Origin of the sequence: Capnocytophaga gingivalis (genome assembly GCF_002302415.1) — a bacterium.
Lineage (GTDB): Bacteria > Bacteroidota > Bacteroidia > Flavobacteriales > Flavobacteriaceae > Capnocytophaga > Capnocytophaga gingivalis.
On record NZ_CP022386.1, the window covers coordinates 2,528,648 to 2,553,676 of the forward strand.

Below are 25,029 nucleotides of genomic sequence, written 5' to 3' on the forward strand. Positions count from 1 at the left end.
ATTATTTCTTAGTTAATAGTTTCTTTGATATGATATCTTGGTTCGCTCTCTCTACTTCTTAGCACTAATTCGGCTAAGAAGCCAGCCAAAAAGAACTGAGTTCCTATAATCATGGCTGTAAGTGAAAGGAAAAATTGAGGCCTGTTGGTGATGAGTCTTCCTGTAGGGTCTATAAAGAGTTTGTCAACCCCTAAGTAAAAGGCCAAGCAAAAACCAATGAAGAACATCAGTACCCCTAAGGCACCAAAGAGGTGCATAGGTCGCTTGCCAAACTTAGAAAGGAACCCAATAGTCAATAGGTCTAAAAAGCCATTGATAAACCGTTCTATTCCGAATTTGGTACTGCCATATTTGCGAGCTTGGTGCTGAACTACTTTTTCGGTAATGCGATCGAATCCTGCCGATTTCGCCAGTACGGGGATGTATCGGTGCATCTCCCCACGGACATCGACTGTCTTAACAACCTCCTTACGGTAGGCTTTCAGCCCACAGTTGAAGTCGTGTAGGGTAAGTCCAGAGACCTTGCGAGCAGCCCAATTGAAGAGCTTGGACGGGAGATTCTTGGTGAACTTGTGGTCATAGCGCTTCTTTTTCCAGCCAGAGACCAGATCATAGTGCTCCTTCTGAATCATCTGATAGAGGGTGGGTATCTCATCAGGGCTATCCTGTAGGTCGGCATCCATGGTGATGACCACCTGACCTTCGGCTCTTGCAAAACCCGCATTGAGAGCTTGGGACTTCCCGTAGTTCCTTAAAAAGCGTAGGGCTTTCACATGGCTATCAGAAGCACATATATGCTGGATCACTTCCCATGAATGATCGGTAGAGCCATCATCTACAAAAATGATTTCATAGGAGAATTGCTCCTTGTCCATCACCTTCTGTATCCACTGGTGTAGTTCGGGTAAGGATTCTTCTTCGTTGAATAGCGGAATGACAACCGATATCTGCATGGATTTGTTTTTAAGTTCTATTGAAAATTTTGAAAAATGAACTTCCCAATAAGGAAATAACTAAGCCAAAAAACATATTGGAGACTACCGATAGGTTGAATTGTATCCAAGGTAATTTGTTTCGCTCCATATCTTGTTGCATCTGAGCTATGGACTGAGGGTCGGCTGAGGGGAATTGTTTTTGGTAGGCTTCCAATTGTAAGTGATTGACCCTATCCAAGTGGTTAGGGTCTATATATTGGATAAAAATAACCCAAAATACTCCAGCAATAATAGCAAAAAGAATAGAGATACCCAGTCCTATTTTTATCATTTGGCGGAAACTACGTTCTTTGCTTAGGTAAATACCTAAAAAAATAAAAAAGGTAAGGAATAAAATAGGTAAAATACCGAAAGCAAATATAGTCCAAGGGGCTCCATTGTAGGCTTGTAGTTGGTGCTGAAGTAGGGTGAGGGCTATGGATACACCCCCCATCATACTTCCATACTTGAGCATGAGGTTTCGGTGTTTCTTCATAGTGTTTTTGTTTTCTCGGCCATGGTTTGTAGCAGCTTGGTGATAGGGCTTTTTACCACCAAAGCCAGCATAGGGTTGAACTCACCTTCGAAAGTATAGACTACATCTGAGTGTTGCGCAGAAGTAGAAGTTAGGGCTATACTAAGAGTAAAGGGGAGCTTTCCCTCAGGCGCTCCATATACGAGTTCAGAGGTAGGAGTAAGTTTCTTTTTCTCCAAGAAAATCTCGGGCATCCCCTTCAGGGTAAAGGAAAAAGAGGTGTTGTCCTCGGAGGACGAGAATTGAGCTAAGTTCTCAGGCATGAGCCTCTGGAAGAGGGATACATTCTCTAATTTCTCATAGACAGCCGCTATAGGAAGGGCTACCGATACAGTAGGGGAGGTGATTTTCATACTAATTCCATTTATCAGGGGCTAAGCGCCACTTAGCCAGGGTTTCTATCTCTTGTTGGGATATATAATCTCTGTCTTTGGCCTCTTCCAAGAGGGCATCGTATTGGCTGAGGGTATCTAAGGTTATATTCTCTTGGGAGAAATTCTCTTGAGCGATATCGAATAGGTAGGAGAAAATAGCTACCATTCCCAATACTTCCACTTGGTGAGCTTTTAGAGCTCTTACTGCTCCTATACTGCTCATACCAGTGCTGATGAGATCTTCTATGACTACTACTTTATCCTTAGGGTTGAAGCTACCTTCTATTTGGTTGCCGCGCCCATGCTTTTTAGGCTCTGGGCGTACATATACAAAGGGCAATCCAAGCCTATCGGCAACGAGCATTCCTATACCTATAGCTCCCGTGGCTACTCCGGCAATGAGCTGTACCTGCGGGTATTTCTCCTTAATAAATTCGCTCATAGCAAGAGCTACTTTGTTTCGAGCCTCAGGATAGGATAGGAGCATGCGATTGTCACAATAGATGGGAGACTTCCACCCAGAAGCCCACGTAAAGGGAGCCTTAGGGCTGAGCTTAATGGCATGAATATCAAGCAGCGTTCCTGCTATATCCTTGGCTATAGTAGCGGATATTTTCATAATAATTATAATTTTTTCTTGACAGCTACTTCTTGGAAGGCTTCTATGACATCGCCTTCCTTGATATCGTTGTAGTTCTTGATCTGGAGACCACAATCATAACCTTTGCTGACTTCTTTTACATCATCTTTGAATCGCTTGAGCGAGGAGAGTTCTCCGGTGTAGATTACTACATTCTCACGCAAGAGGCGTATCTTGGAGTTGCGGTATATTTTTCCATCAGTAACCATACATCCGGCAATGGTACCTACCTTAGAAATCTTGAAAAGTTCACGAATCTCTACAGTACCAGTAACTTCTTCTCTCATTTCAGGAGAAAGCATACCCTCCATGGCAGATTTTAGGTCATTGATAGCATCATAGATGATAGAGTAGGTACGGATATCGATTTCCTCCTTCTCGGCCAAGGCACGAGCATTGGACATAGGTCGTACATTGAACCCAACGATGATTGCATTGGACGCTGAAGCCAAGAGTACATCGGACTCGGTGATGGCTCCCACTCCCTTGTGAATAATAGATACTTGGATCTCTTCAGTGGAGAGTTTTTGGAAGGAATCGGTAAGAGCTTCTACGGATCCATCCACGTCCCCTTTGAGGATAATATTGAGTTCCTTGAAGTCTCCAAGGGCTATACGGCGACCAATTTCGTCCAAAGTGATATGTCGCTGAGTACGTACGGACTGCTCTCTGAGGAGTTGGGTACGCTTGGCAGCAATTTGTTTGGCTTCTTTTTCGTCCTCGAATACATAGAACTTATCTCCTGCCTGTGGTGCTCCATCTAGTCCTAAGATGGTTACAGGGGTCGAAGGGATGGCTTCTTTGACACTCTTTCCACGTTCGTCATGCATAGCACGAATCTTACCAGAATGAGTACCCGCCAATAGGTAATCACCTACTCGAAGAGTTCCCTCCTGTACCAGTACAGTGGAGACATATCCGCGTCCTTTGTCCAGCGCAGCTTCCACGACGGTACCCAAGGCATGTTTTTTAGGATTGGCTTTTAGTTCCAAAATTTCAGCTTCCAAAAGGACTTTGTCCAATAGGTCACTGACTCCTATTCCTTGTTTGGCAGAAATGTCTTGAGACTGGATCTTACCTCCCCAATCTTCTACCAAAAGGTTCATATTGGCTAAGTGTTCTTTTATTTTTTCAGGGTTAGCGGTGGGTTTGTCTATCTTATTGATAGCAAATATAATAGGTACATTAGCAGCCTGAGCGTGGCTAATGGCTTCCTTGGTTTGAGGCATGATATCGTCATCGGCAGCGATTACGATAATAGCAATATCGGTAACCTGAGCCCCACGGGCACGCATCGCGGTAAAGGCTTCGTGTCCAGGGGTGTCCAGGAAGGTAATACGCTGTTTACTTCGCTTAAGAGTTACAGAGTAGGCACCTATGTGCTGGGTGATACCCCCACTCTCTCCGGCAATCACATTCTCATTGCGGATATGGTCAAGTAGAGAGGTCTTACCATGGTCTACGTGACCCATTACAGTTACAATAGGAGCACGTGGTACTAAGTCCTCAGGGCGATCTTCCTCTACAGGAATAGCCTCATCTATATCGGCAGTGGAGAACTCTATTTGATAGCCGAACTCATCGGCAACGATGGAAAGCGTCTCTGCATCCAAGCGTTGGTTCATGGTTACAAAGATACCCAAGGACATACAAGCTCCGATGACTTTGTTCACAGGGACATCCATCATTGTAGAAAGCTCATTTACCGTAACAAATTCAGTTACTCTTAGGATAGTGCTTTCTTTCTCTTGTAGTGCTTGTTCCTCCTCAGTCTTATGGCGGTGGCTATCGCGTTTTTCCTTACGATACTTAGCCCCTTTGGATTTGATAGATTTTCCTTGTAGCTTTTCTAAGGTTTCACGTACTTGTTTTTGTACTTCTTCCTCAGTAGGTTCAGCTTTTATGAAAATCTTACTTTCTTTTTTCTTTTTGTTTTTATCCTTGTTGTTATTGGCGGCGTTGTTATTGCCATTCTTTTGAGCATTAGGATTGGCCGGATTTTCTTTTTCAGAAGAAATACGTTTGCGCTTGCGCTTAGCTTGTTTGTCCAAGGCGGCGCCATCCTTGTTTTTATCCTTGCCGTTCTTTTTCTTTTTAGGCCGTTCGAACTGAGACAAGTCTATTTTTTCACCTACGAGCTTAGGGCCTGTCAGCTTGGTGTACTTAGTTTCTATAACACCTGGTTCAGGCTCAGTCTGGGGCTTTTTCTCTTCTTTTTTAGCAGCATCTTTGGAAGAGGGGACAGGCTTGCCAGAGAGGAGTTCTTGACTTTTTTTCTTGAAATCCTTTTCTTGTTTTGAGATAGGTTCTTTAGAGTCCTTCTTATCCTTATGGTTGTGTTTGTCTTTGTTTTTTTCGTGCTTGTCAGGATGTTCCTCATGTGCAGATTGCTCTACCTTCACCTGGGAGTTTTTCTCTTTGGTAGAGACTATAGGAGCTGGTTCCTCTGCAGATGGGGCAAGAGTTTCCTTAGGGGCTTCTTTCTTAGGTTGGTCTAAGTCGATCTTACCTACGATTTTAGCTCCTGGTACACTTGCTTTTGCACGAATAATCTCCTGTTCTTTCTGAAGTCTTTCTTTTTCCTTGCGCTCTTTTTCTAAGAGTTCCTGTTTGATAGCTTCTTTTTCTTTGCGTTGTTCCTCAGTAATCTCTTTGGACGTTTCTCGACTTTTCTTGTCAGAGCCAAATTCTTTGTCCAACAGCACAATCAGGTCTGCTGGGATTTTTGTATTTGGATTGACATCTTCTATGGTGTGTCCTTTCGATTTGAGAAATTCAACCACTCTGTCGGTAGAGATGTTGTATTCTTTTGCTGCTTTATTTAATCTTTTATCCTCGGCCATAAATTTTTCTAAGCTCGTTTTGTTTTTAAAATGTGTGTTGGTTTGTGTATATTTGTATATATTGTTCTATGGTAAATATATTAGTTTTCGAATTCTTCTCTAAGAACACGCAATACTTCTTCGATAGTTTCTCGCTCTAAGTCTATACGTTTTTCGAGTTCTTCCGCGCTGTATTCTAATACACTCTTGGCAGTATCAAGTCCTATACGGCGGAATTCTTCGATAACCCAAGGTTCTATATCGTCCTCGAATTCGGAGAGTTCTACATCTTCTTCAGCCCCTTCCCTGAATACATCTATTTCGTAACCAGTAAGTAGGCTAGCTAAGCGTATATTGCTTCCGCCCTTACCAATAGCTTTGGATACCTCTTCAGAAGCTAATAATACCTCGGCACGCTTGGTTTCCTCATTGACTGTGATAGAGGTAATTTTGGCAGGGGCAAGAGCTTTGCTGATAAAGAGGTTGGTATTGCTTGAATAGCTGATAACATCGATATTTTCATTGCCCAATTCGCGAACGATGCTTCGGATACGCACTCCATTGACTCCCACGCAAGCCCCTACAGGGTCTATACGGTCATCATAAGTATCTACAGCTATTTTAGCTTTTTCTCCAGGGATACGAGCCACTTTCTGGATGGTGATAAGTCCATCGGCAATTTCGGGTATTTCTTGTTCGAAAAGGCGTTCCAAGAATACAGGAGAGGTTCTTGAGAGAATGATAGAGGGTTTATTTCCTTTGAAATCAACCGATTCTATGATACCCTTGGTTGTTTCTCCTTTTTTGAAAAAGTCAGAAGGAATCTGTTTGTCTCTGGGAAGGAGAATCTCATTGCCTTCGTCGTCCAAAAGAATTACAGTTTTTCCCTTGATATGGTGTATCTCAGCGGTGTATATAGTTCCTATAAGTTCTTTGAACTTCTTGTAAACAGTATTGTTGTCATACTCATGTACTTTGGAAATAAGGTTTTGGCGCAGGGCTAATATAGCACGGCGGCCGAGCTGACTTATCTTTACTTCTTCAGAGACTTCTTCCCCTACCTCGAAATCGGATTCTATCTTGAGGGCTTCGCTTAGGGGGATTTCAGCATTGGGATTCTCTACCATTCCATCGTCCACGATGATACGGTTGCGCCATATTTCTATATCTCCCTTGTCAGGGTTGATGATGATATCAAAATTCTCATCAGAACCATATTTTTTCTTTAAGGCTGTTTTGAACACCTCGTCCAAAATAGACATAAGGGCTTCACGGTCTATGAGCTTGTCGTCTCTAAATTCTGAAAAGGATTCAATCAAGTCAAGATTATTTTCCATAGAGTATCTAAAATTTTATTTTTAATGTTGCTTCTTTTATCTCTTCTATAGGGAGAGAAAATTGTTCGGTTACAGTTATTTTTCCTTTTCCTTGAGGTTTGGGTTGGCGAGAGGTGACCTGTAGGGTGATCTTTCCATCACTTACCTCTTGGATCACACCTATATGGGTAGCTGTAGCTGTCTTTACTTCTACTTCGCGACCTATATTTTTGGTATATTGTCTCTCTTGGGTCAGTGGAGCGAATATGCCACAGGAACTTACTTCAAGGGAAAAATCCTCCTCTTCTCGGTCTAAATTATGCTCAATAGCGCGACTTAGAGCGACACAATCGTCAATATTTACCCCATGATCTCCATCCACAATCACTTTAATAAGGTTGTCTTTTCCAATGCTATATTCGATAAGAAATAAGGAAGGATTTTCTTCTAAGTGCTTATCAATCAGCTCTTTTACTTTTTCTTTTAAGTTCATATTATTATAAAAAAAGAGGACTTAACTGCCCTCTACCTCTTTAATTACCAATTCCGTGTGCAAATGTACAACTATTTATTAAAAAAACAAATAATTCTTAGAAAAAAATTTTTATGTTAGAATTTTTATTTTTTGAGGTGTCTATTTAGCTACATACTAATTGACTTTGGGAAACGGGAGAACGTTCTACAATTCTTTTCATTAATTTGTTAAAGATAGTATCTTTATTTTGTGAGCGATTAATTCTAAAACTATACTCAGCTAAATAGCGGTCTATGTTAAATTCTGATACCCAAGAATATATACCTCTTATCCAAGATTTTACTTGGTGTATTACTTTGTGTAATGTAGGAAAATTCTTTCCTTCCTCTTTTCCTCCTATGGTAAATTCATCAAACTTGCACTCTCCCCAAGCTGTTGTGGCTAATAGGAAGAGTTGCTGATCAACAGAGGTCTCTAACGTGGTCTTAGCAAGGTCGCGTTTCTCTATCAACGCCTTGAAGTCTATCGGGGTTTGTAGTAAGTGCCTTTCATTTATCTTATAACTTCTAATTCTTTTTTACCTTTTGGGCGATATAAATATATAGGGAAAATTCTTACTTTTTTTCTATTTTCCTCTTCATATCTTCCTACTAGTACAGGCTCTCCTTTACAACGAGGACATTTCATTGCTGTAAATAATAATGTGACTACTCTATCTTCACAATAATAAACCAACTCTTCATTATCAATTGAAGTCATATTAAAATTCTGTAGAGTTCCATCAAATGCAGCTGTATAAAATTTTGCAATATCCTTACTTTCTTTTTCTGTCATAAATAAAGCTTGAGCTACTTCTTTTTCTTTATATAAAATACTCTCTTCAAATTTATTTTCTTCTTTATTGATAATCATATTTCTAAGTTCATTAAACTTGTTTAGAACTTCTTTTTTTAGATTTAAGCTATCAGATAAATCAAATTTTTCTCCATCTTGCCATCCTTTTAATTGATATGGGACATTAGCCTGAAATGTTCCACAATATTCTACATAAGGTTTTCCCATATCTACAAATATATTTTTTCCTGTTTCTTTTTCTTTTTTTAGTGGAGCTTCGAAATCTATCACAGGTGTAGAAATCTTTTCAATATCTCCATTATCTTTAAAACGAATAGCTTGTATTTTTAATTGGACTCTTGCCCCTCCTTCTATTATTTTTTGTGGAATTCCATTGATGTGTATAGGAAAAATTCTAATTTTCCAAGATTGTAAACCACTCTTTAAAATTTCTGTATTTATGGGGACACTTGCGCTTAAGGCACCATTTCCCAATCCATAATATCTCTCAATAGGGAAGCCATTAATTAGTATTTCAAAATTACAACCTCCTATAAAATACTCTGCTTGATAACTAATAGCTTGCTCATGATATTTAACTTCTTTATATAAATTTGCTATTTTTTCCATTTTTATTCTTTCTTTACAACTTAAAAATGTTAAAATAATTATAGTTAATAAATGTATTTTTTTCATAAGTTACAATTTAAATTCATACGAAAATCCTTCGTGGATTAAATATTTTTTGAGGGGTCTATTTAGCTACATACTAATTGACTTTGGGAAACGGGAGAACGCTCTACAATTCTTTTCATTAATTTGTTAACGTTCAGTAAACTCTAAGAGGCTTTGTCCCTTAAATAATTCCATAATACATTAATTTTCAGAGTGCAAATATATGAAATTATTTTGACGCCTCAATTAATTATTTAAATTTGTATACATAAATTCTATCATCTTCTTTAGGATAGACCATTATGAGTTGATCTTTTAAAAATACTTCAAAATTTCTAATTGTATCTTTCCCATCTATAAGACAATCCAGTTTTCTATTTATTAATATTTTATTACTATACCCCCTATTTTTGAATATAATATTTCCATCACTTTTATTTCTTGTGTGAATAATAAAACCCTCTGCAGCACCATCATATATTTGCAAAATACCTAAACTATCGTAAATAACTTTTTCTTCAACAACATATTTAGTTTCTCTTATCATTTCTATTTTTGATTGTTCAACTGTAATATTTTTTTTCTCAAGAACTCTTTCTCTCTCATAAATAAATGTGCCTTCTTTTAGCATCTCTAATTTCTTAGAAGTGTTGTTGCAACTAATAAATAACAAAACAATTGTTACTAAATTTATAATCTTACTCATCTTATTGATTTTTTAAGGTTCTTAATTCTTCTACTTTACCTCTTTTCTCAACAACCACTTGTATAGCTCTCCCTTCTGCTTGTCCTACAATATATTTTTGAGGTGTCTATTTAGCTACATACTAATTGACTTTGAGAAATGGGAGAACGTTCTACAATTCTTTTCATTAATCTGTTAAAGATAGTATTTTTATTTTGTGAGCGATTAATTCTAAAACTGTATTCCGCTAAATATCGGTCTATATTAAACTCTGAAAACCAAGAATATATACCTCGTATCCAAGACTTTACTTGATGTATTACCTTATGTAATGTAGGAAAATTCTTCCCATTATTACTAGGAATTTGAGTTATATCAAAGTCTCTTATAGGTTTATACCCTTTCCACTGGTCAGTAGTAACTCGTGCTGTTTTACTAATGTGTTTGTCAAATATTGTTCGTAATGATTTTGAGGAATAGTCAGGAATTTTAAATGCATAAAAGCGCTTTACTTTGCCTTGGGTCAGTAAGTTCCATTGCACAAAGAACTTTCTTTTTCTTTGTGTCATAACTTCTACCTTGTTTTCCTTCCTCTTTTCCTCCTATGGTAAATTCATCAACCGCAATGATACTTCTACTTCTATATCCACTCAGTTGGATAGTCTTATCCTTGCCAGCAAGATTGCTAATCTTACCCAAGGGATGTTCGTTGGGGCAGTCTCTGACAACTTTGATGAGCGCATTGACCAGAAGATATTCCACGCACAGATAGTTGTAGACAACGCCAAAGTAGCCGCTGAGGCCAAAGCCTACCAGAAAATCCCTGAAGTCCTCTCCTTTACTGATGCTAATGGCAACGACACCACCAAAGAACAGGTAGAAGCCAATTACCGCCAAATAAAGTTAGATGTCGTTGAAATTATTGAACGCGAAAAAGAACGTATCGCCAATGACCCTGAGCTGAGGCATTTGGTGGAGAAGGAGGGGAAATAAACAAAAAAGGATGTCAGCTTGACTTTGAACTGGATAACCATATTCTCTCAATAGCAAGGTTCATTTTTATTAAATAAACAATGAGGAAATCGAACATCTATGGAATCGCTTAATTGGTATGCTTTAATGCTATCTATTTTTCCATTTTCATTATAATATTTCCATTCGCCGTATTTATAGTGGTTCACAACTTTTCCTTCTTCTCTTATTTTACCTTCTTTATAGTAATAATCCTTCCAATAACCATTCCCATTTGTAAAATATGTCCGATATAATATTTGTCTATCTGTATTATATACTATATATTTTCCCGCCATTTTACTTTTCTTATAATAGATTTCTTTTAAAGGCATATTTGGATTTATTGTATATATGCCTTCTAAATATCCATTTATGATTTTAATACATTCAAGTTCAATTCTTTTATTATCTATATAAAACCATTTATATATATGATAGTCAGAAGGTACTATTGTATCATTTACACGTAGGAATTTTCCGTTGCTATTAAAATAATAATCTCTAACAAAATGATCTACACTTATGTCATACCCTGTAGCTCTCCTATCTATAATAATTACATATTCAGGAGGCAACCTATATATTATTATAGGTTTGCAAGCACAAAAGGTAAAAAAAAACAGATATAATAATTTATTTTTTGGCATAATATTTCTTAGTTTCACTTTGCATTATATCAATCTGATATTTATTAAAAAACTTCTGATCATTGTGATCATAATCCAATTTACAGGATAATGGGTGAGTAGATTGTTCATTGTTCTATCTTGTTTGTTTGTTTTGCGAAGGTAAGGGTTTTCAGGATAAATTATTTAATTTTTATTCTACTTTTGTGTACATATCCTTTTAATCCTTCTTTAGTTTTTATCAAATACCAATTGCTTGTATCATCTAATACATCTATTTTTTCGCCTGATTTTATTCTACTTAGAATTTTAGAAGAAGTACTCTTATCCGCCCTTATATTGGAGTAACCATCAGGGTCTTCTATATAATAACCTCTTGAAGAATTAAATAGGAAATCAATTATTTCCTTGGGGTTATCGAAGTCGTGAGAATATCTTTGAACATAGTATTTCGCCGCATTAATAGCAAAATCGTGTTGGTTAGGAGTTTCCCGTAACATTTTATCGACCGCTAACACCATCTCTTTTCTTATGAATTGGCGCGTATTTTTCCGATAATAAAATAACGATTGTATAGCAGTTTCATCATTAATTTTTCTATCAAGATACCATTTTAGTAGTGTCTTATCTCTATAAACATCAAAAAAAATTATAAAACTTCCTAACAAATCTGCATAATTATCTTTTAGCCACTCTAAGGACTTTAGATCTTTATGGAAGAGATACTGATTAAAATGAAATAACATAAGTCCATCTACATCTACTTCATCTCCTTCTTTATATATGATTCCTTTATCTTGAATAGCAATAAATGGCTTGAGATCATCATTCAACACCACTATATTTTGCGGTAGTAGATCTTTATTGATAAAATATTTTATTACTTGCTTATAGTGCTCTTCAGAAGGTTTTTTATAGTTGTATTTTTCTAATTCAGCAACTATCTGAGGCATTATTTCTTGCGTATATTTACGGAAGTTAATATAAACTTCGCCGTCTTTAAAAATTGTATAATCTTCTATCTTTTGACTATAGCTATTAAAAGTTACTATTAAAAAAAGTATTATAATTTTCCAGTCCATTTTGTTTCTCCTATATTTTTGTTATTCCAATTAGATTCTTTTACTTCTCTTTCTTCAAGAATTATTTTTACATTATTCCAGTATTTTATAGAGTTGAATAAGTTCTTCACAGGATCATTATTGTCTCCACTAACTGTTGTTAAACAGCCAATGGCATCAATACCCTTTTTCCCACTTTAAAGAAGCTAAATATTCTTCGCAATCTAAGTCTGTTTTAAAGCGTTCAGTAAACTCTAAGAGGCTTTGTCCCTTAAATAATTCCATAATACATTAATTTTCAGAGTGCAAATATATGGAATTATTTTGATACCTCAATTTATTTTTTGTAAGCCCTGACCATCTCTCTTTTTCCCATGGCACCAGGGAGTTTTTCTACTTGGAATCCCACCTCTTGCATGGCTCTTCGGGCACTTCCCTTGGAGGCATAGGTGACCAAGATTCCTCCTTCTCTGAGGGCTTGATACATTTTCTCAAAGAGAGGCATTGTCCACAGTTCGGGCTGTACACGAGCTCCAAAAGCATCGAAATAAATAAGGTCAAACTGCTCCTTGTCGTCGATGTCCTGAAAGAATTGTTGTCGTTTCTTCAGAGAAAAGGAATCACTGAGCTTTTGGAATGTTCCCCAAGGAGATTGGTGTATCTTATAAAAAATATCCATTTTGTCAGGTACTTGTAGCCTCTCGACATAGTTGAGTTTTTGTACCTCTTCCTCCGAGAGAGGGTAGGCCTCGACTCCTTCATAAAAGAGAGTTTGTCCTAAGTGCTCATGCTCTAAGAAAGTGATAAAAGCATTGAGCCCAGTTCCTAATCCTATTTCCAAAAGGTGTATTTCCTTTCCCTCAAATAGAGCTAAGCCATTGTGGATAAATACATGATAGGCTTCGGTGATGGCGCCATGAGTGGAATGATAGTGTTCGTCCCATCCTTCTATCTCCAAGGTAGAGGAACCATCTTGAGTGAGTATGACTTTTCGGTTCATGTGTTTGCTAAGAGTTTTTCAAGGGCTGTTAGGTAATTTTTTATAGGCATATTAGCATGGATACGCATATAGAGTACCCCTACCTTGCCAAGGATTTGCTCCTTGTGTATATCCTCCAAGTATCCCATTTCGTTCTGATAGATTTCCTTGCTAAGACACTCTATAGCAATGGGTTGCCCCTTGTCTCTTTCTATAAAGATGTCTATGGTATATCCTCCAAAAGGTTTGTCCTTGCTTAGGGAGAGGGAAGGGAATTTTTCTTGTAAATACAAGAATACTTCTTCTTTGAATAGGAGTTGCCCCAAGGAGGTCTTCTCTTTTTCTATATTCCCATATAGGGATAGAGAGTATAATATCTTCTGTCGCTCGGACTCATTGTTCTCACTAACGGCTTTGCAGTACGCCAAGTAAGCATATAGGACAGCACGGCGGTTATTGGACTGTTCTTGGGCTAAGGCTTCGGCATAGTTCATGAAAAATTCTTGAGGAATGGAGTTGCACACATATATTTTCTCCTTTGCACGTGTGATGATTACATTGAGGAGTTTGTACCCTTTTTGATGGTTCAGAGGGCCGAAACTCTGTATGAACTTGCCATCTTTCTTCTTACCATAGGTTACTGAGAGAAGGATAATATCACGCTCATCCCCCTGTATATTCTCTAAGTTTTTGATAAAGAGTCCAGCTTCTTCCAAGAGGCTTAGCTTTTGAGCAAAGGCTTCTTCGCGAGGGTCATTGCGCAAGGAAAGGAGGCGCTTTCGGATAAAGTTGCGCTGGGTGATATTGAAGGTGGCAACTCCTACAGAAGGATAGGTGCCATCGGATTTTTCAGGGATATTTCTCAGAATATCAATGATTTTTTCGGCTTCCTGCTCATTGATATGTTCGTGAAAAGTGCCGCCTACTTGGTAGAACTCAATAGGTGTGTATTGGGCTAAGGACGGCATGGGGCGCAATTTCCCTCTGTAGAAAGCTACATTGGAGAAATCAATGAGGAAGGGGTGTCGGGAACGATAGTGAAAGTTTAGATAATGCTTATCATACTTGTATTCTTGAGCAAAATCGAGCAAAGACTCCACTGAGAGTAGGGAGTTCTTGACCAAGAGGTCATCTTCGTCCTCCATATCGTCCTCATCTTCGTAGTTGCCTTCGAAGATTTTACTGAAATAATTGCTTGGAGGCATCTGATGTTCATCACCTGCTATGATTACAGTCTTTCCCTTGAGGATAGCCGGTAGGTTGTCCTCCAATTTCAGCTGACTGGCCTCATCAAAGACAACATAATCAAAGTAAAAATAGGTTCCTTGGAAAAGGTTGCAACAAGTATCGGGAGTGGTGAGGATAATAGGGAAAAAACTGGTGAGTAGGTCTATATCTTTTTGGGCTATTTGCCTAAGAGGAAGCCGGTTGTGCTTTTCACTCTTACGCTTGTTGTATAGATTGGCTACGCTGAGATCTTTGTGCAAGGTCTCAAAATTCTTGACCGCAAGCCGCTGGGCACTGTCCCAATATCTTTGGATTATCTCCGTCTGGGAAAGCGAGAAACCTCTCAATTTCTTCCTTAATTCGTCGTAAGTGCTTGGGTGAAAAACGGGGTTTTCTCCTGATTTCTTGAGTAAAAAAGCCTTGTAGTAAGCATATAGGAAAGAAGCCTCCCAATGGTTGGCCTTGGCGCTCTCAAGCAGCCCTATACATTTTTTGTGCAAGTCACTTAGAGGCTCATAGAAAGAAAACCACTCATAACCTATCAAGAAGGGATTGTTCTTGTCTTCTTGGTACTGAGCATGCTGGGTAAGGAGCGCTATGATCCTATCTCGAAATTCGAAAAAGGTCGTTCCTAGATCGATAAAGGAGGTATAATGCTCTCTTTTTATCTGTTCTTTTAGTGTGTGAATCGCACTAAGAAGCCTTTCAAAGGTAGGGTTGGTGTATTTTTTCTCAAAAAAGTTCAATACATCCAATGCTTCAAAAGCTTGGGAGACATTTGCTTCGAAGTTTTGCTTTGCTTTTTCTATTTCTCCTCGGTAGGAAAGTATATTTTCTTTGTTCGAATACAAATTATCAGAGAGGAAAAGAAAAGAAAAGTTAGGGTGGACACTTATTTTCTTGATTTCCTGAAAGAGCCATAAAAGCCTTTTCTGCTCCTTAAGGACTTGTTTTTTTGAGGAAGAAAATAAAGCACCTATTCTGTAGAAGAAGCTATTGGTTCTTTCTCTATGGTACTGATCAGCATCGGGGGAGAGCATGGCAGTAAGAGTCTCTATCTCATTGATATATTCATTTAGCGTTTCTATCTGAGCAGAGAACTCTTCTTGGCGCAATCTCTTATATTCTTTTTCATAGTCCTGATATATAGAGAGAATCTGCTCCCATTGGCTGCTATAGGAGGCAAAGGCTTCTTCTATATAGTGTTGGCTTTGAGAAATAGACTTCTCAATGAGCGTCTTGGCATTATACAGATAGCTTTCCTTATAAGGGGCAAAGGGCATATAGCGTTCTTGAGCTTTTTCAAGCATCTTTTTTATACCCTCATATTCTTCTCCCTGATAGGTTAGTGGAAGAGAAGTGAGGTCTATAGAGGTTTTTGTCCCTTCATACTCAAGGATTTTTCCGGCGAGGTCTGTCCAATTCTCTTGGGAAAGGATAGGGGAGAAGAGTAAGGAATGGTGTAGGTTGATCTGATTCTTCAGGGCGCTTATTTCTGCCACTTGTTCCTTTTGAAGAGACAGGGGATAAGGTTCTATAGGATTCTTGAAGGTATTGCTATCCAAGGTGTTTCTCAAGGCATCTACCACCAATTTTCGGTCGGTGATGCTGTCTTTGATCAGGATAGTATATTTTTCTAATCCTTTTTCTTTTAGGGCATTATAGAGTACCTCCAAAGCGGTTTGTTTCTCACAAACGACCAGTGTTTTTTGTTGGTTTTCCAGAGCATTAACCAGCAGCGCCGTGAGGGTTTGACTTTTTCCAGTTCCAGGAGGCCCTTGTATAAGGATACGCGATTGAGTACGGAGTCCTTCTAAAATTTCCTGTTGAGAGGGGTCTGTAGCTACAGAGGAAAAAGATTGGAAATCTTCCTTTAGGGTTATTTCCTTAGGTTCAAAACTCTCCTTCAGGGTCTGGTAATCATTGATAATATTTTGTTTCTGTACTTCAAAAAGAGAGAATAGTCCAGCTTTTTCTATAAGGGCTTGTCCTCTTTCAGGGAGTAGGTCTTCGTAATAGGCTTTGGAACGGATAGGAGAGATTTCGGCATAGTTATTCTCCAAGAAATCAAGATTTTGATTGACTTTGAGCTGTGCTAAGAGCTCGGTTAAGAGTTTGTGAAGTTCGTTTTTATCAATTTTGCCATCTTCGAGCATCTCCTCAGGGATAGGAGGGATGGTGATATGGGAGTCATTCTGTAGGTGATTGATCAGAACCTCATTGATATAGATAGGATCCTCTTCGGTTCGGCTGATCTCCCAAGTACTCATCTGAGAAGAGGGACGTATTCTGACCGACCAGATAAGAACAGGTGCCACGGTGATCTGACCATCGGTGAGGTCTCTTCTGACCAAGATAGGAAAACCAAATCCCAAGGCATTGATCCCTCTCTCCTGTAAGATAGCCTCACTCTGAAAAATAAGGTTGTCCATACTTGTAGAGAGCTTTTCTAAGATACTTTCTCTATCTTTCCCTTCATTGGGACTACCTTTTTGCTCCTTGTCGTCCTCTCTCTCTAAGAGTTTTTTCCCTTGAGATTCTGTATTATAGGAACGATGATCCATATCGGTGGAAGGAGTATCATAGAGGGAGAAAGAAAACTTGAGATTTCTCAGGGTGAGCAGATCCAAGACAAAGCGCTCAGGAAGGCTCTTGAAAATAGCCGAAAGTCGCGATAGGTCGAACTTATAGCGGGAGTTATTGGCAATGGCATTGAGGTGGACACCACGCCGGTTGCCTACCTTTAACTTTTGTTGGAATAGATCAAAAACTTCTTTGCTGAAAGGCTCCATGGTAGTTTTTAGTTTTCAGTTTTTAATTTTTAGTTGTCAGGGTATAACGACTAAAAACTAAAAACTATCATTGTTCGTAATGATAGTTTTTAGTAGTATATCCTTTAGGGATTATTTGTTCATAGAAGCGATAACCTCTGGAGTTACTCCTACATTGGAGAAACCTCCGTCGTGGTATAGGTTCTGCATAGTAACCATGCGGGTAAGGTCGCTGAAGAGACTTACTGTATAGTTAGCACAATCCTCGGCAGTGGCATTGCCCAGAGGAGACATCAGATTGGCATAGGTGATGAAGCCATCAAAACCTTTCACCCCTTGACCAGCAGTAGTGGCGGTAGGAGATTGAGAGATAGTATTGATACGAACCTTTTTGTCTTTTCCGTAGAAATATCCAAAGCTACGAGCTATGGACTCCAAGTAAGCCTTGTTGTCGGCCATGTCATTGTAGTCAGGGAAAGTACGCTGAGCTGCAATATAAGTAAGAGCGACAATACTACCCCACTGATTCATAGCGTCATTCTTGTGAAGGGTCTGGCATACCTTGTGGAAGGAAAGAGCAGATACATCCCATCCTTTGGCATAATACTCATAGTTGGACTCAGTGTAAGGAATATTCTTACGAACATTCACAGACATTCCTATAGAGTGTAGCACGAAGTCCAATTTTCCACCCAATATTTCCATGGCTTTGACCACTAAGTTCTGTAGGTCTTCCATATTGGTGGCATCAGCGGGGATTATTTGAGCACCCGTTTTTTCTGCTAAATCGTTTATTTTTCCCATACGCATAGCCACAGGAGCATTGGTAAGGACAAATTGTCCTCCCTCCTCATGTACGCGTTCGGCTGTTTTCCAAGCTATTGAGTTTTCGTCCAAGGCACCAAAGATGATACCTTTTTTCCCTTTTAATAAATTATACATATACTATTGTATTTAAATTATTAGTGTGCAAAAATAAGCATTTTATTTGAAATAACAATTTTTTTTAAAAACGTCTTTAAACTTTTTTGAGGAATTTATCTCAAAACAGCTCTCAATAGGAAGTCCCTTTAGGACGCTATTTTTTAAACCTATTGATTATCAGTGAGGATATTAAAGCTAAATAGCGTTTACTTTTAATTTAGTTTCTTTCGAGAGAATATTGATAATACTTCAAGAATTTTTTTGTAACTTTGCTCCAAGTTGTTCATTATATTTAATTGTTTGGAATTCAATCAAACATACGATTTTTTAATCAAATGAACAACTTTTTTTATTTTTTTAAATCAAAATGCACAACGGGTGGTAATAAAATAAAAAACAATGGAATAGATACTTTTATTAAGGAATTAGAACGTTATAAAATTGAGTGGAACTTTAAGAAATCTATCAATGATAAAGTCATAATATTAGAGGTTGGAGACCTATTATTCCATTTTAATTATGATATTTTTTCATATTTGTATAAAATCACTTATTCAAGTTTTGAATAATATATCAGATATGTTGTTGAACGTTTAGCCCATCAAGGGGAATTATGAATTCTGAATTTTGAATTGGTCACAAGCTGCAAGCTTGCGCCAGCGGGTAGTAGGCACGAGCTACAAGCTCGCGCCAGCAGTGGGGGCGACACCTTCAAGTTTGGTATTACGATGATGTTTATCAGTTGGTTGATGATACTCTTGTGGGGCGAAACGGTATTGCGGTGGTATGGGTTTACCAATGGAGTATTCTTTTAATACCACAAAGCCAATAATGCCAATTACTGAAGATAAAAGATAAGATAAAGATAACTCTTAAAAAGAGTGCTGGATATTGGACGTAGGCGCGTCAATTATAAAATCATAATACCTCCAAAGAGTATTTAATTCTTTGGAGGTATTTTCTGCAAAAAAGCACTATAGCTCTGTAATCATAGGTATAACTATAGACTTGTGCCAGTGGTATTTTACTAATTTGCTGTTATTTCGTAGCTTCTTTCACTTCTTTTTCGAGGTCATCTATGCGGTTCTTTAAATCATCTGATAACTTTTGAGCAGAACCTTTTAACTTTTTCAGATTGAACGAAAGTATTACAGATGAAATACCTGTGGAGATAAATGCTAAACCTGTGAATACTACTAATGAGATACCTGTAAAGATAGGATTAGCAATCAAAATGAACGAGAGGATAATACTCAATACGCTCACTATGGCTAAGTTCCCCCAATTCAGTACGCCTGCTTCTTTTTCTTCGAAGGCAAAACCAAGTAGCTCAAACGAACGGAATAGCAACGTAAAACCTACTACCAATGGTAATATAAACATTGATAGGGCAGGATACATAAGTAAAAAGATACCCATTATCAATGAAATAAGTCCGCTTACCAAATACCAGCCCCAACCATTAAGATTTTTAGTATTCTGTAGGGCAAAGAAGGTTTCAATTATCCCCGATACTAAGAACGAAAGACTAAAGAGTATTGAAAGGGTAAGATAAGAATCTTGTGGTGATATAATTACCCCTATACCACAAAGAATGAACAAAATCCCTAATATAAGGGGAATGTACCAGTGTTTTACTGATCTTCTGATGGATTTGAAAAAATGCAACATAACTTTATCATTTAAAAATTAATGACGCAAATGTAAGGATATTTTTTTGATTAGCAAAATATTTTCAAACAAATTTAAATTGCGAATAAATAAAAGATATATTATCTTTGCACTGTCTATGGAACTAACACTGTCACCAACAGAAATAGAGGAACTTAGAAAGCTCCAACGCAACTTGCAAGGTCGCTCGGATTATGCCCGAGTTACCTGCATTTTGATGCTTTCTATGGGCAATACTCCTATTTTTGTTGCTGATTGCTTGGGTATAGATATTTCTACTATTTATCGTTATCGTTCCTTATATCTTGAAGGAGGACTAGATAAACTCCTTGAGAATCGTTATAGAGGTTATCAAGGTCTGCTTAATATTTTTCAAATAGAATCCTTAAAACAAGAGTTACGCACACATCTTTATACAGATGCAAAACAAGTATCTCAATGGGTTAAAGACACTTTTGAAGTTACCTATACTCCACAAGGAATGGCTGATTTACTTAACAGAATTGGTTTTTCCTATAAGAAAACAACCGAAGTGCCTTGTGAGGCGGATCCTTTAAAACAAAAACTATTTGCTGAAGCGCTCTCTAAAATTCTTTAAGAAAAGGAAGAAGGGGATGTGGTGTATTTTGCCGATGGTGTTCATCCTACACACAACAGCCGTTCCACTTATGCTTGGATAGAGAAAGGTAAAGAGTTTCAACAACCAACAGTTAGTGGGCGTGATAGAGTGAATATCAATGGTTTGCTTAATGCTTATGATGTTACAGATGTAATAGCTCTTGATTGTGAATGCGTTAATGCAGAATCAACAAAAGAACTTTACGAATTAGCTCTTAAAAAGCATCCAAACGCTAAAAATATTTATATTATATCCGATAATGTTCGCTATTATCACAATAAAGAGCTTCAAAACTGGGTAGAAGATAATAGAATTAAGCAAATTTTCTTGCCTCCATACTCTCCGAACCTCAATTTAATAGAGCGCTTGTGGAAATTCTTACGAAAAAAAGTAATCAATACGGGTTTCTATCGGAACAAGACAGAATTCCGAGATGCTATAAGGAATTTCTTTGATAATATACATACTTATAAAAAGGAGTTAGAGTCACTTCTAACTCTCAATTTCCGTTTGATAAATTCGCAAACCATTTCTTTTTGACTATAAATCATAATGATTACCAAGCAGTACAATGTAAAAAGATAAAATAATTATAGAGGCACGAGCTGAAAGCTCGCACCAGCAGAGGGAAGGACTTGACTTAGGAATTATGTATAAAGAGTAAATGTATGACGCAATATAATAATCTATTGATTGAAGATATTTTTCTATCGGGATTTGTAGAACGAGAGGGAGAAATATCTGTATTTAAACCTATGTTTTGGTGGTGTTTTCTTAAATTGGATAATGGAAAGATAATAGAAATATCTTCTAATGATGGTAACATCAAACTTGTAGAGACACCAAAGATAAATTGTAATTTTGATTTAGAAGATGAAGATATTTTCTGCATAATGTCCCATTCTCCTATAGAAAACTATGGAAGAATAATTGATATGAGATATTTATTTGATGAAACTGGAAATGTGGTCGCATTAAAGATTGAAACTTCTTCTCATCGTATACAAATAAATGCTACAACATCATTTGAAGGATTAGATATTTCCATCATAAGATAAATTAATTTTAAGGCTAATGTTTCAGCTGTGTTGCTAAATTGCAAAAACCAGTTAATCAATGTAATCAATAGATAAATCTTACAGACTTTATAATTGTTTCCAATTCGAAGAGTAAGTCTCGCTTGGAGGTGCCTGGGGCGGCAATAAAGCCTTCGATAACGACACATCGATCTCTCTTAGGGTCTTCTATAATATAATTGGAGAAAGGGCCTCCTAAGATAAAATCTTTTACTTCCCAGAGTCCTTTGCTTACGATAGTAGGATAGCCATTGAGCTGGGTTTTGGTATAGGTAGGCGCAAAGGCGGGGCTGGTAATCATATACATACCTTCCTGAGGGCCTGGCACATAGCGCTTTCCTATGGAGTCACGCATCTGGATAATATCCTCGGAACAGAGGTTGCTATGTGTACAGATTTTTCCTTTAGGGACTTCATAAATAAGGATATCAGCAGTACCATTCTTGACTTTTCTTTCTAACCAAAAGAAGTTATTTTCCTGTTTGACAATATTGTACAGAGAAGGAAAAGAGAGTTGTATTCCTAAAGTATTCTCTATTAGCTTGGTATTATTGAGCGTATTTTGGAAACGGTTTCTGACCTCTTGCATTTCATTTTCCTTGAAGGTATGGATAATCTTAGGGGCATATTTTTGTATTTCACTGATGAGGTCATCGGTGGTTTGTCCAATGATAAAAGCGACTTTCTGAGGCTTGGCATATAGAGAGTCGCGGATATCGAATCCATTGCGTGTATCGGTGGAGACAATCAAGATATTTCTACCGGCACGGGTCATACCATCGAACACCTCCAAGGGAATCTGTTGGATATCAAAGAGAGGTTCTCGCGCACCCGCAATCTCCTCGACTGGAGAGGCAAAATATTCCCTGAGGCTATCCCCTACGACTCCACTCCAGAGTTGCGGATCCATAACGATAGTCAGAGAGTTGATACTTCCCACAGAATCAGGCAAATACTGTTCTTTTTTCTTTTTATGACAGCTTATCAGTAATAGAGAGGTCAAAAGGCATACCAAGAAATGTCTCATAAGGGTAATAGATTTTCCCATCAGATAGCTAATATTGTTCCAAAAATGAGGAAAATGAATAATTTAACAAAAAAATAACATCTTAATAATCAATGATTAATGATAATTAAAAAAGTTTTTATTTTCAACAAAAAAGTAATATATTTGCACCCTGAATTTACAATATAGTAATTATGGCTAAATCAACAAGAAGAGAGACTGTTCTTAACGCAAAAGTAGTAGCGTTGTTACAGGAACAAGTAGGAATGGAAGCACATGCAAGTGCTACTTATTTGGCAATGTCCTCATGGTGTGAAGCGAATGGCTTTCCTAAGAGTGCTGCCTTTTTCTTAGAACATGCTGAAGAGGAGCGTGGTCACATGCTAAAGATATTTCACTTTTTAAATGACAATGGAGCACGTGCTTTCTCTCCAGAGGTGAAGGATATCCCCAAAGAGTTCAAAGGCTTGAGAGATGTGTATGAGAAGACCTTGGATCATGAGATCGCAGTTACCGATTCTATCAATGCGATTGTGAAATTGGCTAGAAAAGAGGAAGACTATGCCAGTGAACACTTCCTACAATGGTTTGTGGAAGAACAGTTGGAAGAAGAGCGTTTGGTACGAGATATTCTTTCTTGGTTTGACTTTGTCAATGAGAAAGAAAGCAAGTTTGCTCTTCGCCTGATAGACGAGCGTATTCCAGTAGGAGCATAATCGCTTGAGACAAAAGAAAAACAAAGGGAGTCCTGAAGAAGGCTCCCTTTGTTGTTTAGAAAATAGTAAGCTGTTTGATACGATACTCTACACCAAAGGAGAAATAAGAATGTCTGAAGTTGTTATTATTTCCAAAGTTAGCAGCCTCAAGTGCGGGGTGTTTTTTATCAAAGAGATTGGTCAGGGAGTTGGTATAGCGTAGTTCCCCAGCAATATTGTCAGTAAAGCGTATTTTGAATCCTAAGACAACAGCGAAGTCGAAGGTACGATAGATCCCTTTGTCCAAGTAGTTTTCTCCACCGAAGATAGGTTCTTCAGATCCTATTTCTGGTTTTACTACAAGGAATCCGAACTGAGGGCCGGCTTGTAGGGAGAATTTCTCATGGAGCTTGACATTGGCCAAGATAGGGACATTGACATAATCCGTATTGAGAGAAGCCTTATAGGTATCTCCAGAAGGCAGAAGCCCTTCACGCTGCCAACGAGCCCCCTCTCTGGAGAAGAGTACTTCGGGTTGTAGGGAGAAGATACGCCCAAGGAAGAGTTCGCCATAAGCTCCTACATATACTCCGAGTTTGCTTTTGAAAGTAGATACCTCGGAAGTGGTTCCTCTGAGAGAAACATAATTGATTCCTCCCTTGACCCCTACATCAAACTCTTGAGCATGGGTGTACAGATGGAGAGAAAAGATACTTAGTAGTAAAAAAATCTTGTGCATAAAAGTATCGAAATGTTATTGGTGATAAAGATTTCGCAAAAGTAATAAAAAAATAAAGACAAAAAATAAAAAGATATTCACAAGGGTAGGGAAGAGAACCAAGAGGCTGTCCGAAAAGTCTTATTCATGAAGGGCGATTTGCAAATCACCCCTACAGCAGGATCTAAAACAACTGATTTTTGATAGAATAAAATTTTGAAAAATAATGTTTTGGACTTTCTGGACAGTCTCTCTACTGCTCACTATTTACTTTACTGTTCATTGTTTTCCGATCAAGCCATTTTCGGTAGGCATCGCGGTTTTTGTTATGCTCTTGAAGAGTTTTTGCAAACTTATGATAGCCTAATCGTGCTGTATCGGCGACAAAAAAGATATAATCATGTTGTTGGGGATGGAGTACGGCATCGATAGAAGAGATATCCGGCATACATATAGGAGAAGGAGGAAGACCAGGATGTAGGTAGGTATTATAAGGAGATTCTATTTGTAAGTCTTTAAGATAGACCCGCTTGATAATCGTATCATAATTGCCTGAAGTTTCCTTGATAGCGTAAATCACAGTAGGATCGGCCTGAAGAGGTATTCTCTGGCGTAACCTATTGAGATATACCCCTGCGATAGTAGGACGCTCGCTCACCCTATACGATTCCTTCTGTACGATAGAGGCAAGAATGGAGACCTGCTTGGGAGAAAGTCCCAAAGAATCCGCCCTTTCTCTTCTGGAATCGTTCCAAAAAGCCTTGTATTCTTTTCCCATTCTATGGACGAACTCCTCGGCAGAGGTATTCCAATAAAACTCATAGGTATTGGGGATAAAAAGTCCCAATACATTGAGAGAGTCCATCTGATGCTCATAGAGGAAGAAAGGGTTGAGGGTAGCCTTCATCAGGGAAGCACTATCAGCTTCAATCTCCTGAGCAATACGAGCGGCTAAGAGGGGTAAGCGCTCCTGATTGTTAAAAGAGACCTTGATAGGCTGACTACGATTTCGGAGCATGCGTACTAAAGCCAAGTTGTTCATTCCCTTATGAACCACATAGCGCCCAGGGCGAACGTGTTCGGTATATCCCATGTACTTAGCCACCCAGAAGAAAGTGTTTTCATGAGAGAGCTTCGGATACAAGCTATCGATGACCGTTTGGTAAGAGCTACCTGTAGGGATATACAGAATGAACTTCTTTTCCTTGAAATCTGTATTGGGAGAGAGTAGCACATAATAGATAGCGCCTCCAGCCAAGAGTACTCCCAAAAGAAGGGAAAAGATGAATATTTTGAGAATTTTTTTTATCAT

The 25,029-nt window shown here is 38.2% G+C and carries 23 protein-coding genes and 4 pseudogenes; 6 read left to right on the plus strand and 21 right to left on the minus strand.

All coding sequences use genetic code 11. From position 1 onward, the window contains the following. Positions 1–8: 8 nt before the first annotated feature. The 11 genes and pseudogenes from CGC50_RS12040 to CGC50_RS12090 all read right to left on the minus strand — a co-directional run bounded on the left by CGC50_RS12040 (position 9) and on the right by CGC50_RS12090 (position 9,899). A complete protein-coding gene (locus tag CGC50_RS12040) occupies positions 9–953 on the minus strand; it encodes a glycosyltransferase family 2 protein (protein WP_095910993.1) in 945 nt (314 codons plus the stop codon). Between the two features lie 10 nt (positions 954–963). Continuing rightward, complete coding sequence (locus CGC50_RS12045) at positions 964–1,470, minus strand: DUF4199 domain-containing protein (protein ID WP_095910994.1); 507 nt, start codon at positions 1,468–1,470, stop codon at positions 964–966. Beyond that, on the minus strand, positions 1,467–1,862 hold the full coding sequence (locus CGC50_RS12050) for an orotate phosphoribosyltransferase (RefSeq protein ID WP_095910995.1): 396 nt from the start codon (positions 1,860–1,862) through the stop codon (positions 1,467–1,469). Before CGC50_RS12050 ends, CGC50_RS12045 begins: the two co-directional genes overlap by 4 nt. 1 nt (position 1,863) lies before the next feature. Continuing rightward, entirely contained in the window at positions 1,864–2,502 is a 639-nt protein-coding gene (gene pyrE, locus CGC50_RS12055; protein ID WP_095910996.1) for an orotate phosphoribosyltransferase, read from the minus strand. Positions 2,503–2,507: 5 nt separating this feature from the next. Then, entirely contained in the window at positions 2,508–5,366 is a 2,859-nt protein-coding gene (gene infB, locus CGC50_RS12060; protein WP_095910997.1) for a translation initiation factor IF-2, read from the minus strand. Positions 5,367–5,446: 80 nt separating this feature from the next. Beyond that, positions 5,447–6,682, minus strand: coding sequence for a transcription termination factor NusA (nusA, locus tag CGC50_RS12065; protein ID WP_095910998.1), 1,236 nt, complete (start codon positions 6,680–6,682; stop codon positions 5,447–5,449). A 7-nt stretch (positions 6,683–6,689) separates the two neighbouring features. Further along, on the minus strand, positions 6,690–7,154 hold the full coding sequence (gene rimP, locus CGC50_RS12070) for a ribosome assembly cofactor RimP (protein ID WP_095910999.1): 465 nt from the start codon (positions 7,152–7,154) through the stop codon (positions 6,690–6,692). A 145-nt stretch (positions 7,155–7,299) separates the two neighbouring features. After that, positions 7,300–7,521: pseudogene (locus CGC50_RS12075) on the minus strand (IS1595 family transposase); the annotation flags it as partial. Positions 7,522–7,688: 167 nt separating this feature from the next. Continuing rightward, positions 7,689–8,666: a hypothetical protein gene (locus CGC50_RS12080; protein ID WP_232781138.1), complete on the minus strand. Its 978-nt coding sequence runs from the start codon at positions 8,664–8,666 to the stop codon at positions 7,689–7,691. Between the two features lie 229 nt (positions 8,667–8,895). After that, complete coding sequence (locus CGC50_RS12085) at positions 8,896–9,351, minus strand: hypothetical protein (RefSeq protein WP_157909468.1); 456 nt, start codon at positions 9,349–9,351, stop codon at positions 8,896–8,898. Positions 9,352–9,461: 110 nt separating this feature from the next. After that, positions 9,462–9,899, minus strand: coding sequence for a transposase (locus tag CGC50_RS12090; protein WP_095911001.1), 438 nt, complete (start codon positions 9,897–9,899; stop codon positions 9,462–9,464). Positions 9,900–9,945: 46 nt separating this feature from the next. Between CGC50_RS12090 and CGC50_RS12095 the strand changes: the two are divergent. Further along, positions 9,946–10,323 (plus strand): annotated as a pseudogene (locus tag CGC50_RS12095) (conjugal transfer protein TraG); the annotation flags it as partial. 47 nt (positions 10,324–10,370) lie between these two features. Here CGC50_RS12095 and CGC50_RS12100 read toward each other — a convergent pair. From CGC50_RS12100 to CGC50_RS12120, 6 genes and pseudogenes are all read right to left on the minus strand, one after another. Then, positions 10,371–10,991 carry a toxin-antitoxin system YwqK family antitoxin gene (locus tag CGC50_RS12100; protein WP_095911374.1) on the minus strand — a complete coding sequence of 207 codons (621 nt, stop codon included), beginning with the start codon at positions 10,989–10,991 and terminating at the stop codon, positions 10,371–10,373. 161 nt (positions 10,992–11,152) lie between these two features. After that, a complete protein-coding gene (locus CGC50_RS12105; protein ID WP_095911002.1) occupies positions 11,153–12,052 on the minus strand; it encodes an SH3 domain-containing protein in 900 nt (299 codons plus the stop codon). Positions 12,053–12,211: 159 nt separating this feature from the next. Beyond that, positions 12,212–12,316 (minus strand): annotated as a pseudogene (locus tag CGC50_RS13715) (IS1595 family transposase); the annotation flags it as partial. Between the two features lie 52 nt (positions 12,317–12,368). Continuing rightward, entirely contained in the window at positions 12,369–13,031 is a 663-nt protein-coding gene (mnmD, locus tag CGC50_RS12110) for a tRNA (5-methylaminomethyl-2-thiouridine)(34)-methyltransferase MnmD (protein WP_095911003.1), read from the minus strand. Beyond that, positions 13,028–17,029, minus strand: a complete 4,002-nt coding sequence (locus tag CGC50_RS12115; RefSeq protein WP_095911004.1) for a DEAD/DEAH box helicase — start codon at positions 17,027–17,029, stop codon at positions 13,028–13,030. The genes mnmD and CGC50_RS12115 overlap by 4 nt, the downstream gene beginning before the upstream one ends. 111 nt (positions 17,030–17,140) lie before the next feature. Further along, the gene (locus tag CGC50_RS12120; RefSeq protein ID WP_002667649.1) at positions 17,141–17,950 is read right to left on the minus strand and encodes an enoyl-ACP reductase FabI; all 810 of its coding nucleotides are present in this window, start codon (positions 17,948–17,950) and stop codon (positions 17,141–17,143) included. Between the two features lie 614 nt (positions 17,951–18,564). Here CGC50_RS12120 and CGC50_RS12130 point away from each other — a divergent pair. Continuing rightward, entirely contained in the window at positions 18,565–18,747 is a 183-nt protein-coding gene (locus tag CGC50_RS12130) for a hypothetical protein (protein WP_081451922.1), read from the plus strand. A 223-nt stretch (positions 18,748–18,970) separates the two neighbouring features. On the opposite strand, the gene CGC50_RS12135 is transcribed toward CGC50_RS12130, so the two are convergent. Then, complete coding sequence (locus CGC50_RS12135; RefSeq protein WP_095911005.1) at positions 18,971–19,603, minus strand: HdeD family acid-resistance protein; 633 nt, start codon at positions 19,601–19,603, stop codon at positions 18,971–18,973. A gap of 118 nt (positions 19,604–19,721) precedes the next feature. On the opposite strand from CGC50_RS12135, the gene CGC50_RS14210 reads away from it, so the two are divergent. From CGC50_RS14210 to CGC50_RS12145, 3 genes and pseudogenes are all read left to right on the plus strand, one after another. Beyond that, positions 19,722–20,201 (plus strand): helix-turn-helix domain-containing protein, encoded by a 480-nt coding sequence (locus tag CGC50_RS14210; RefSeq protein WP_232501580.1) that lies wholly within the window; start codon positions 19,722–19,724, stop codon positions 20,199–20,201. 15 nt (positions 20,202–20,216) lie between these two features. Beyond that, positions 20,217–20,762, plus strand: a pseudogene (locus CGC50_RS14215) (IS630 family transposase); the annotation flags it as partial. Positions 20,763–20,890: 128 nt separating this feature from the next. Continuing rightward, the gene (locus CGC50_RS12145) at positions 20,891–21,280 is read left to right on the plus strand and encodes a hypothetical protein (RefSeq protein ID WP_095911006.1); all 390 of its coding nucleotides are present in this window, start codon (positions 20,891–20,893) and stop codon (positions 21,278–21,280) included. A gap of 64 nt (positions 21,281–21,344) precedes the next feature. Here CGC50_RS12145 and CGC50_RS12150 read toward each other — a convergent pair whose 3' ends face one another. Continuing rightward, on the minus strand, positions 21,345–22,325 hold the full coding sequence (locus tag CGC50_RS12150) for a DUF4837 family protein (protein WP_095911375.1): 981 nt from the start codon (positions 22,323–22,325) through the stop codon (positions 21,345–21,347). 173 nt (positions 22,326–22,498) lie between these two features. Here CGC50_RS12150 and CGC50_RS12155 point away from each other — a divergent pair, with 173 nt between their 5' ends. Then, on the plus strand, positions 22,499–23,020 hold the full coding sequence (locus CGC50_RS12155; RefSeq protein ID WP_095911007.1) for a ferritin: 522 nt from the start codon (positions 22,499–22,501) through the stop codon (positions 23,018–23,020). A 55-nt stretch (positions 23,021–23,075) separates the two neighbouring features. On the opposite strand, the gene CGC50_RS12160 is transcribed toward CGC50_RS12155, so the two are convergent. Then, complete coding sequence (locus tag CGC50_RS12160; protein WP_095911008.1) at positions 23,076–23,738, minus strand: porin family protein; 663 nt, start codon at positions 23,736–23,738, stop codon at positions 23,076–23,078. Between the two features lie 232 nt (positions 23,739–23,970). Continuing rightward, positions 23,971–25,029 (minus strand): endolytic transglycosylase MltG, encoded by a 1,059-nt coding sequence (gene mltG, locus CGC50_RS12165; protein WP_095911009.1) that lies wholly within the window; start codon positions 25,027–25,029, stop codon positions 23,971–23,973.

Coding starts and splice junctions, on each gene's coding strand:
- CGC50_RS12080 (WP_232781138.1), bottom strand. CDS start 8,666: ATGAAAAAAATACATTTATTAACTATAATTATTTTAACATTTTTAAGT.
- CGC50_RS12120 (WP_002667649.1), bottom strand. CDS start 17,950: ATGTATAATTTATTAAAAGGGAAAAAAGGTATCATCTTTGGTGCCTTG.
- CGC50_RS12050 (WP_095910995.1), bottom strand. CDS start 1,862: ATGAAAATCACCTCCCCTACTGTATCGGTAGCCCTTCCTATAGCGGCT.
- CGC50_RS12115 (WP_095911004.1), bottom strand. CDS start 17,029: ATGGAGCCTTTCAGCAAAGAAGTTTTTGATCTATTCCAACAAAAGTTA.
- pyrE (WP_095910996.1), bottom strand. CDS start 2,502: ATGAAAATATCCGCTACTATAGCCAAGGATATAGCAGGAACGCTGCTT.
- CGC50_RS12085 (WP_157909468.1), bottom strand. CDS start 9,351: ATGAGTAAGATTATAAATTTAGTAACAATTGTTTTGTTATTTATTAGT.
- CGC50_RS12100 (WP_095911374.1), bottom strand. CDS start 10,991: ATGCCAAAAAATAAATTATTATATCTGTTTTTTTTTACCTTTTGTGCT.
- CGC50_RS12040 (WP_095910993.1), bottom strand. CDS start 953: ATGCAGATATCGGTTGTCATTCCGCTATTCAACGAAGAAGAATCCTTA.
- CGC50_RS14210 (WP_232501580.1), top strand. CDS start 19,722: ATGGAACTAACACTGTCACCAACAGAAATAGAGGAACTTAGAAAGCTC.
- infB (WP_095910997.1), bottom strand. CDS start 5,366: ATGGCCGAGGATAAAAGATTAAATAAAGCAGCAAAAGAATACAACATC.
- CGC50_RS12135 (WP_095911005.1), bottom strand. CDS start 19,603: ATGTTGCATTTTTTCAAATCCATCAGAAGATCAGTAAAACACTGGTAC.
- mnmD (WP_095911003.1), bottom strand. CDS start 13,031: ATGAACCGAAAAGTCATACTCACTCAAGATGGTTCCTCTACCTTGGAG.
- rimP (WP_095910999.1), bottom strand. CDS start 7,154: ATGAACTTAAAAGAAAAAGTAAAAGAGCTGATTGATAAGCACTTAGAA.
- mltG (WP_095911009.1), bottom strand. CDS start 25,029: ATGATAAAAAAAATTCTCAAAATATTCATCTTTTCCCTTCTTTTGGGA.
- CGC50_RS12105 (WP_095911002.1), bottom strand. CDS start 12,052: ATGGACTGGAAAATTATAATACTTTTTTTAATAGTAACTTTTAATAGC.
- CGC50_RS12090 (WP_095911001.1), bottom strand. CDS start 9,899: ATGACACAAAGAAAAAGAAAGTTCTTTGTGCAATGGAACTTACTGACC.
- CGC50_RS12045 (WP_095910994.1), bottom strand. CDS start 1,470: ATGAAGAAACACCGAAACCTCATGCTCAAGTATGGAAGTATGATGGGG.
- CGC50_RS12145 (WP_095911006.1), top strand. CDS start 20,891: ATGACGCAATATAATAATCTATTGATTGAAGATATTTTTCTATCGGGA.
- CGC50_RS12160 (WP_095911008.1), bottom strand. CDS start 23,738: ATGCACAAGATTTTTTTACTACTAAGTATCTTTTCTCTCCATCTGTAC.
- nusA (WP_095910998.1), bottom strand. CDS start 6,682: ATGGAAAATAATCTTGACTTGATTGAATCCTTTTCAGAATTTAGAGAC.
- CGC50_RS12150 (WP_095911375.1), bottom strand. CDS start 22,325: ATGAGACATTTCTTGGTATGCCTTTTGACCTCTCTATTACTGATAAGC.
- CGC50_RS12155 (WP_095911007.1), top strand. CDS start 22,499: ATGGCTAAATCAACAAGAAGAGAGACTGTTCTTAACGCAAAAGTAGTA.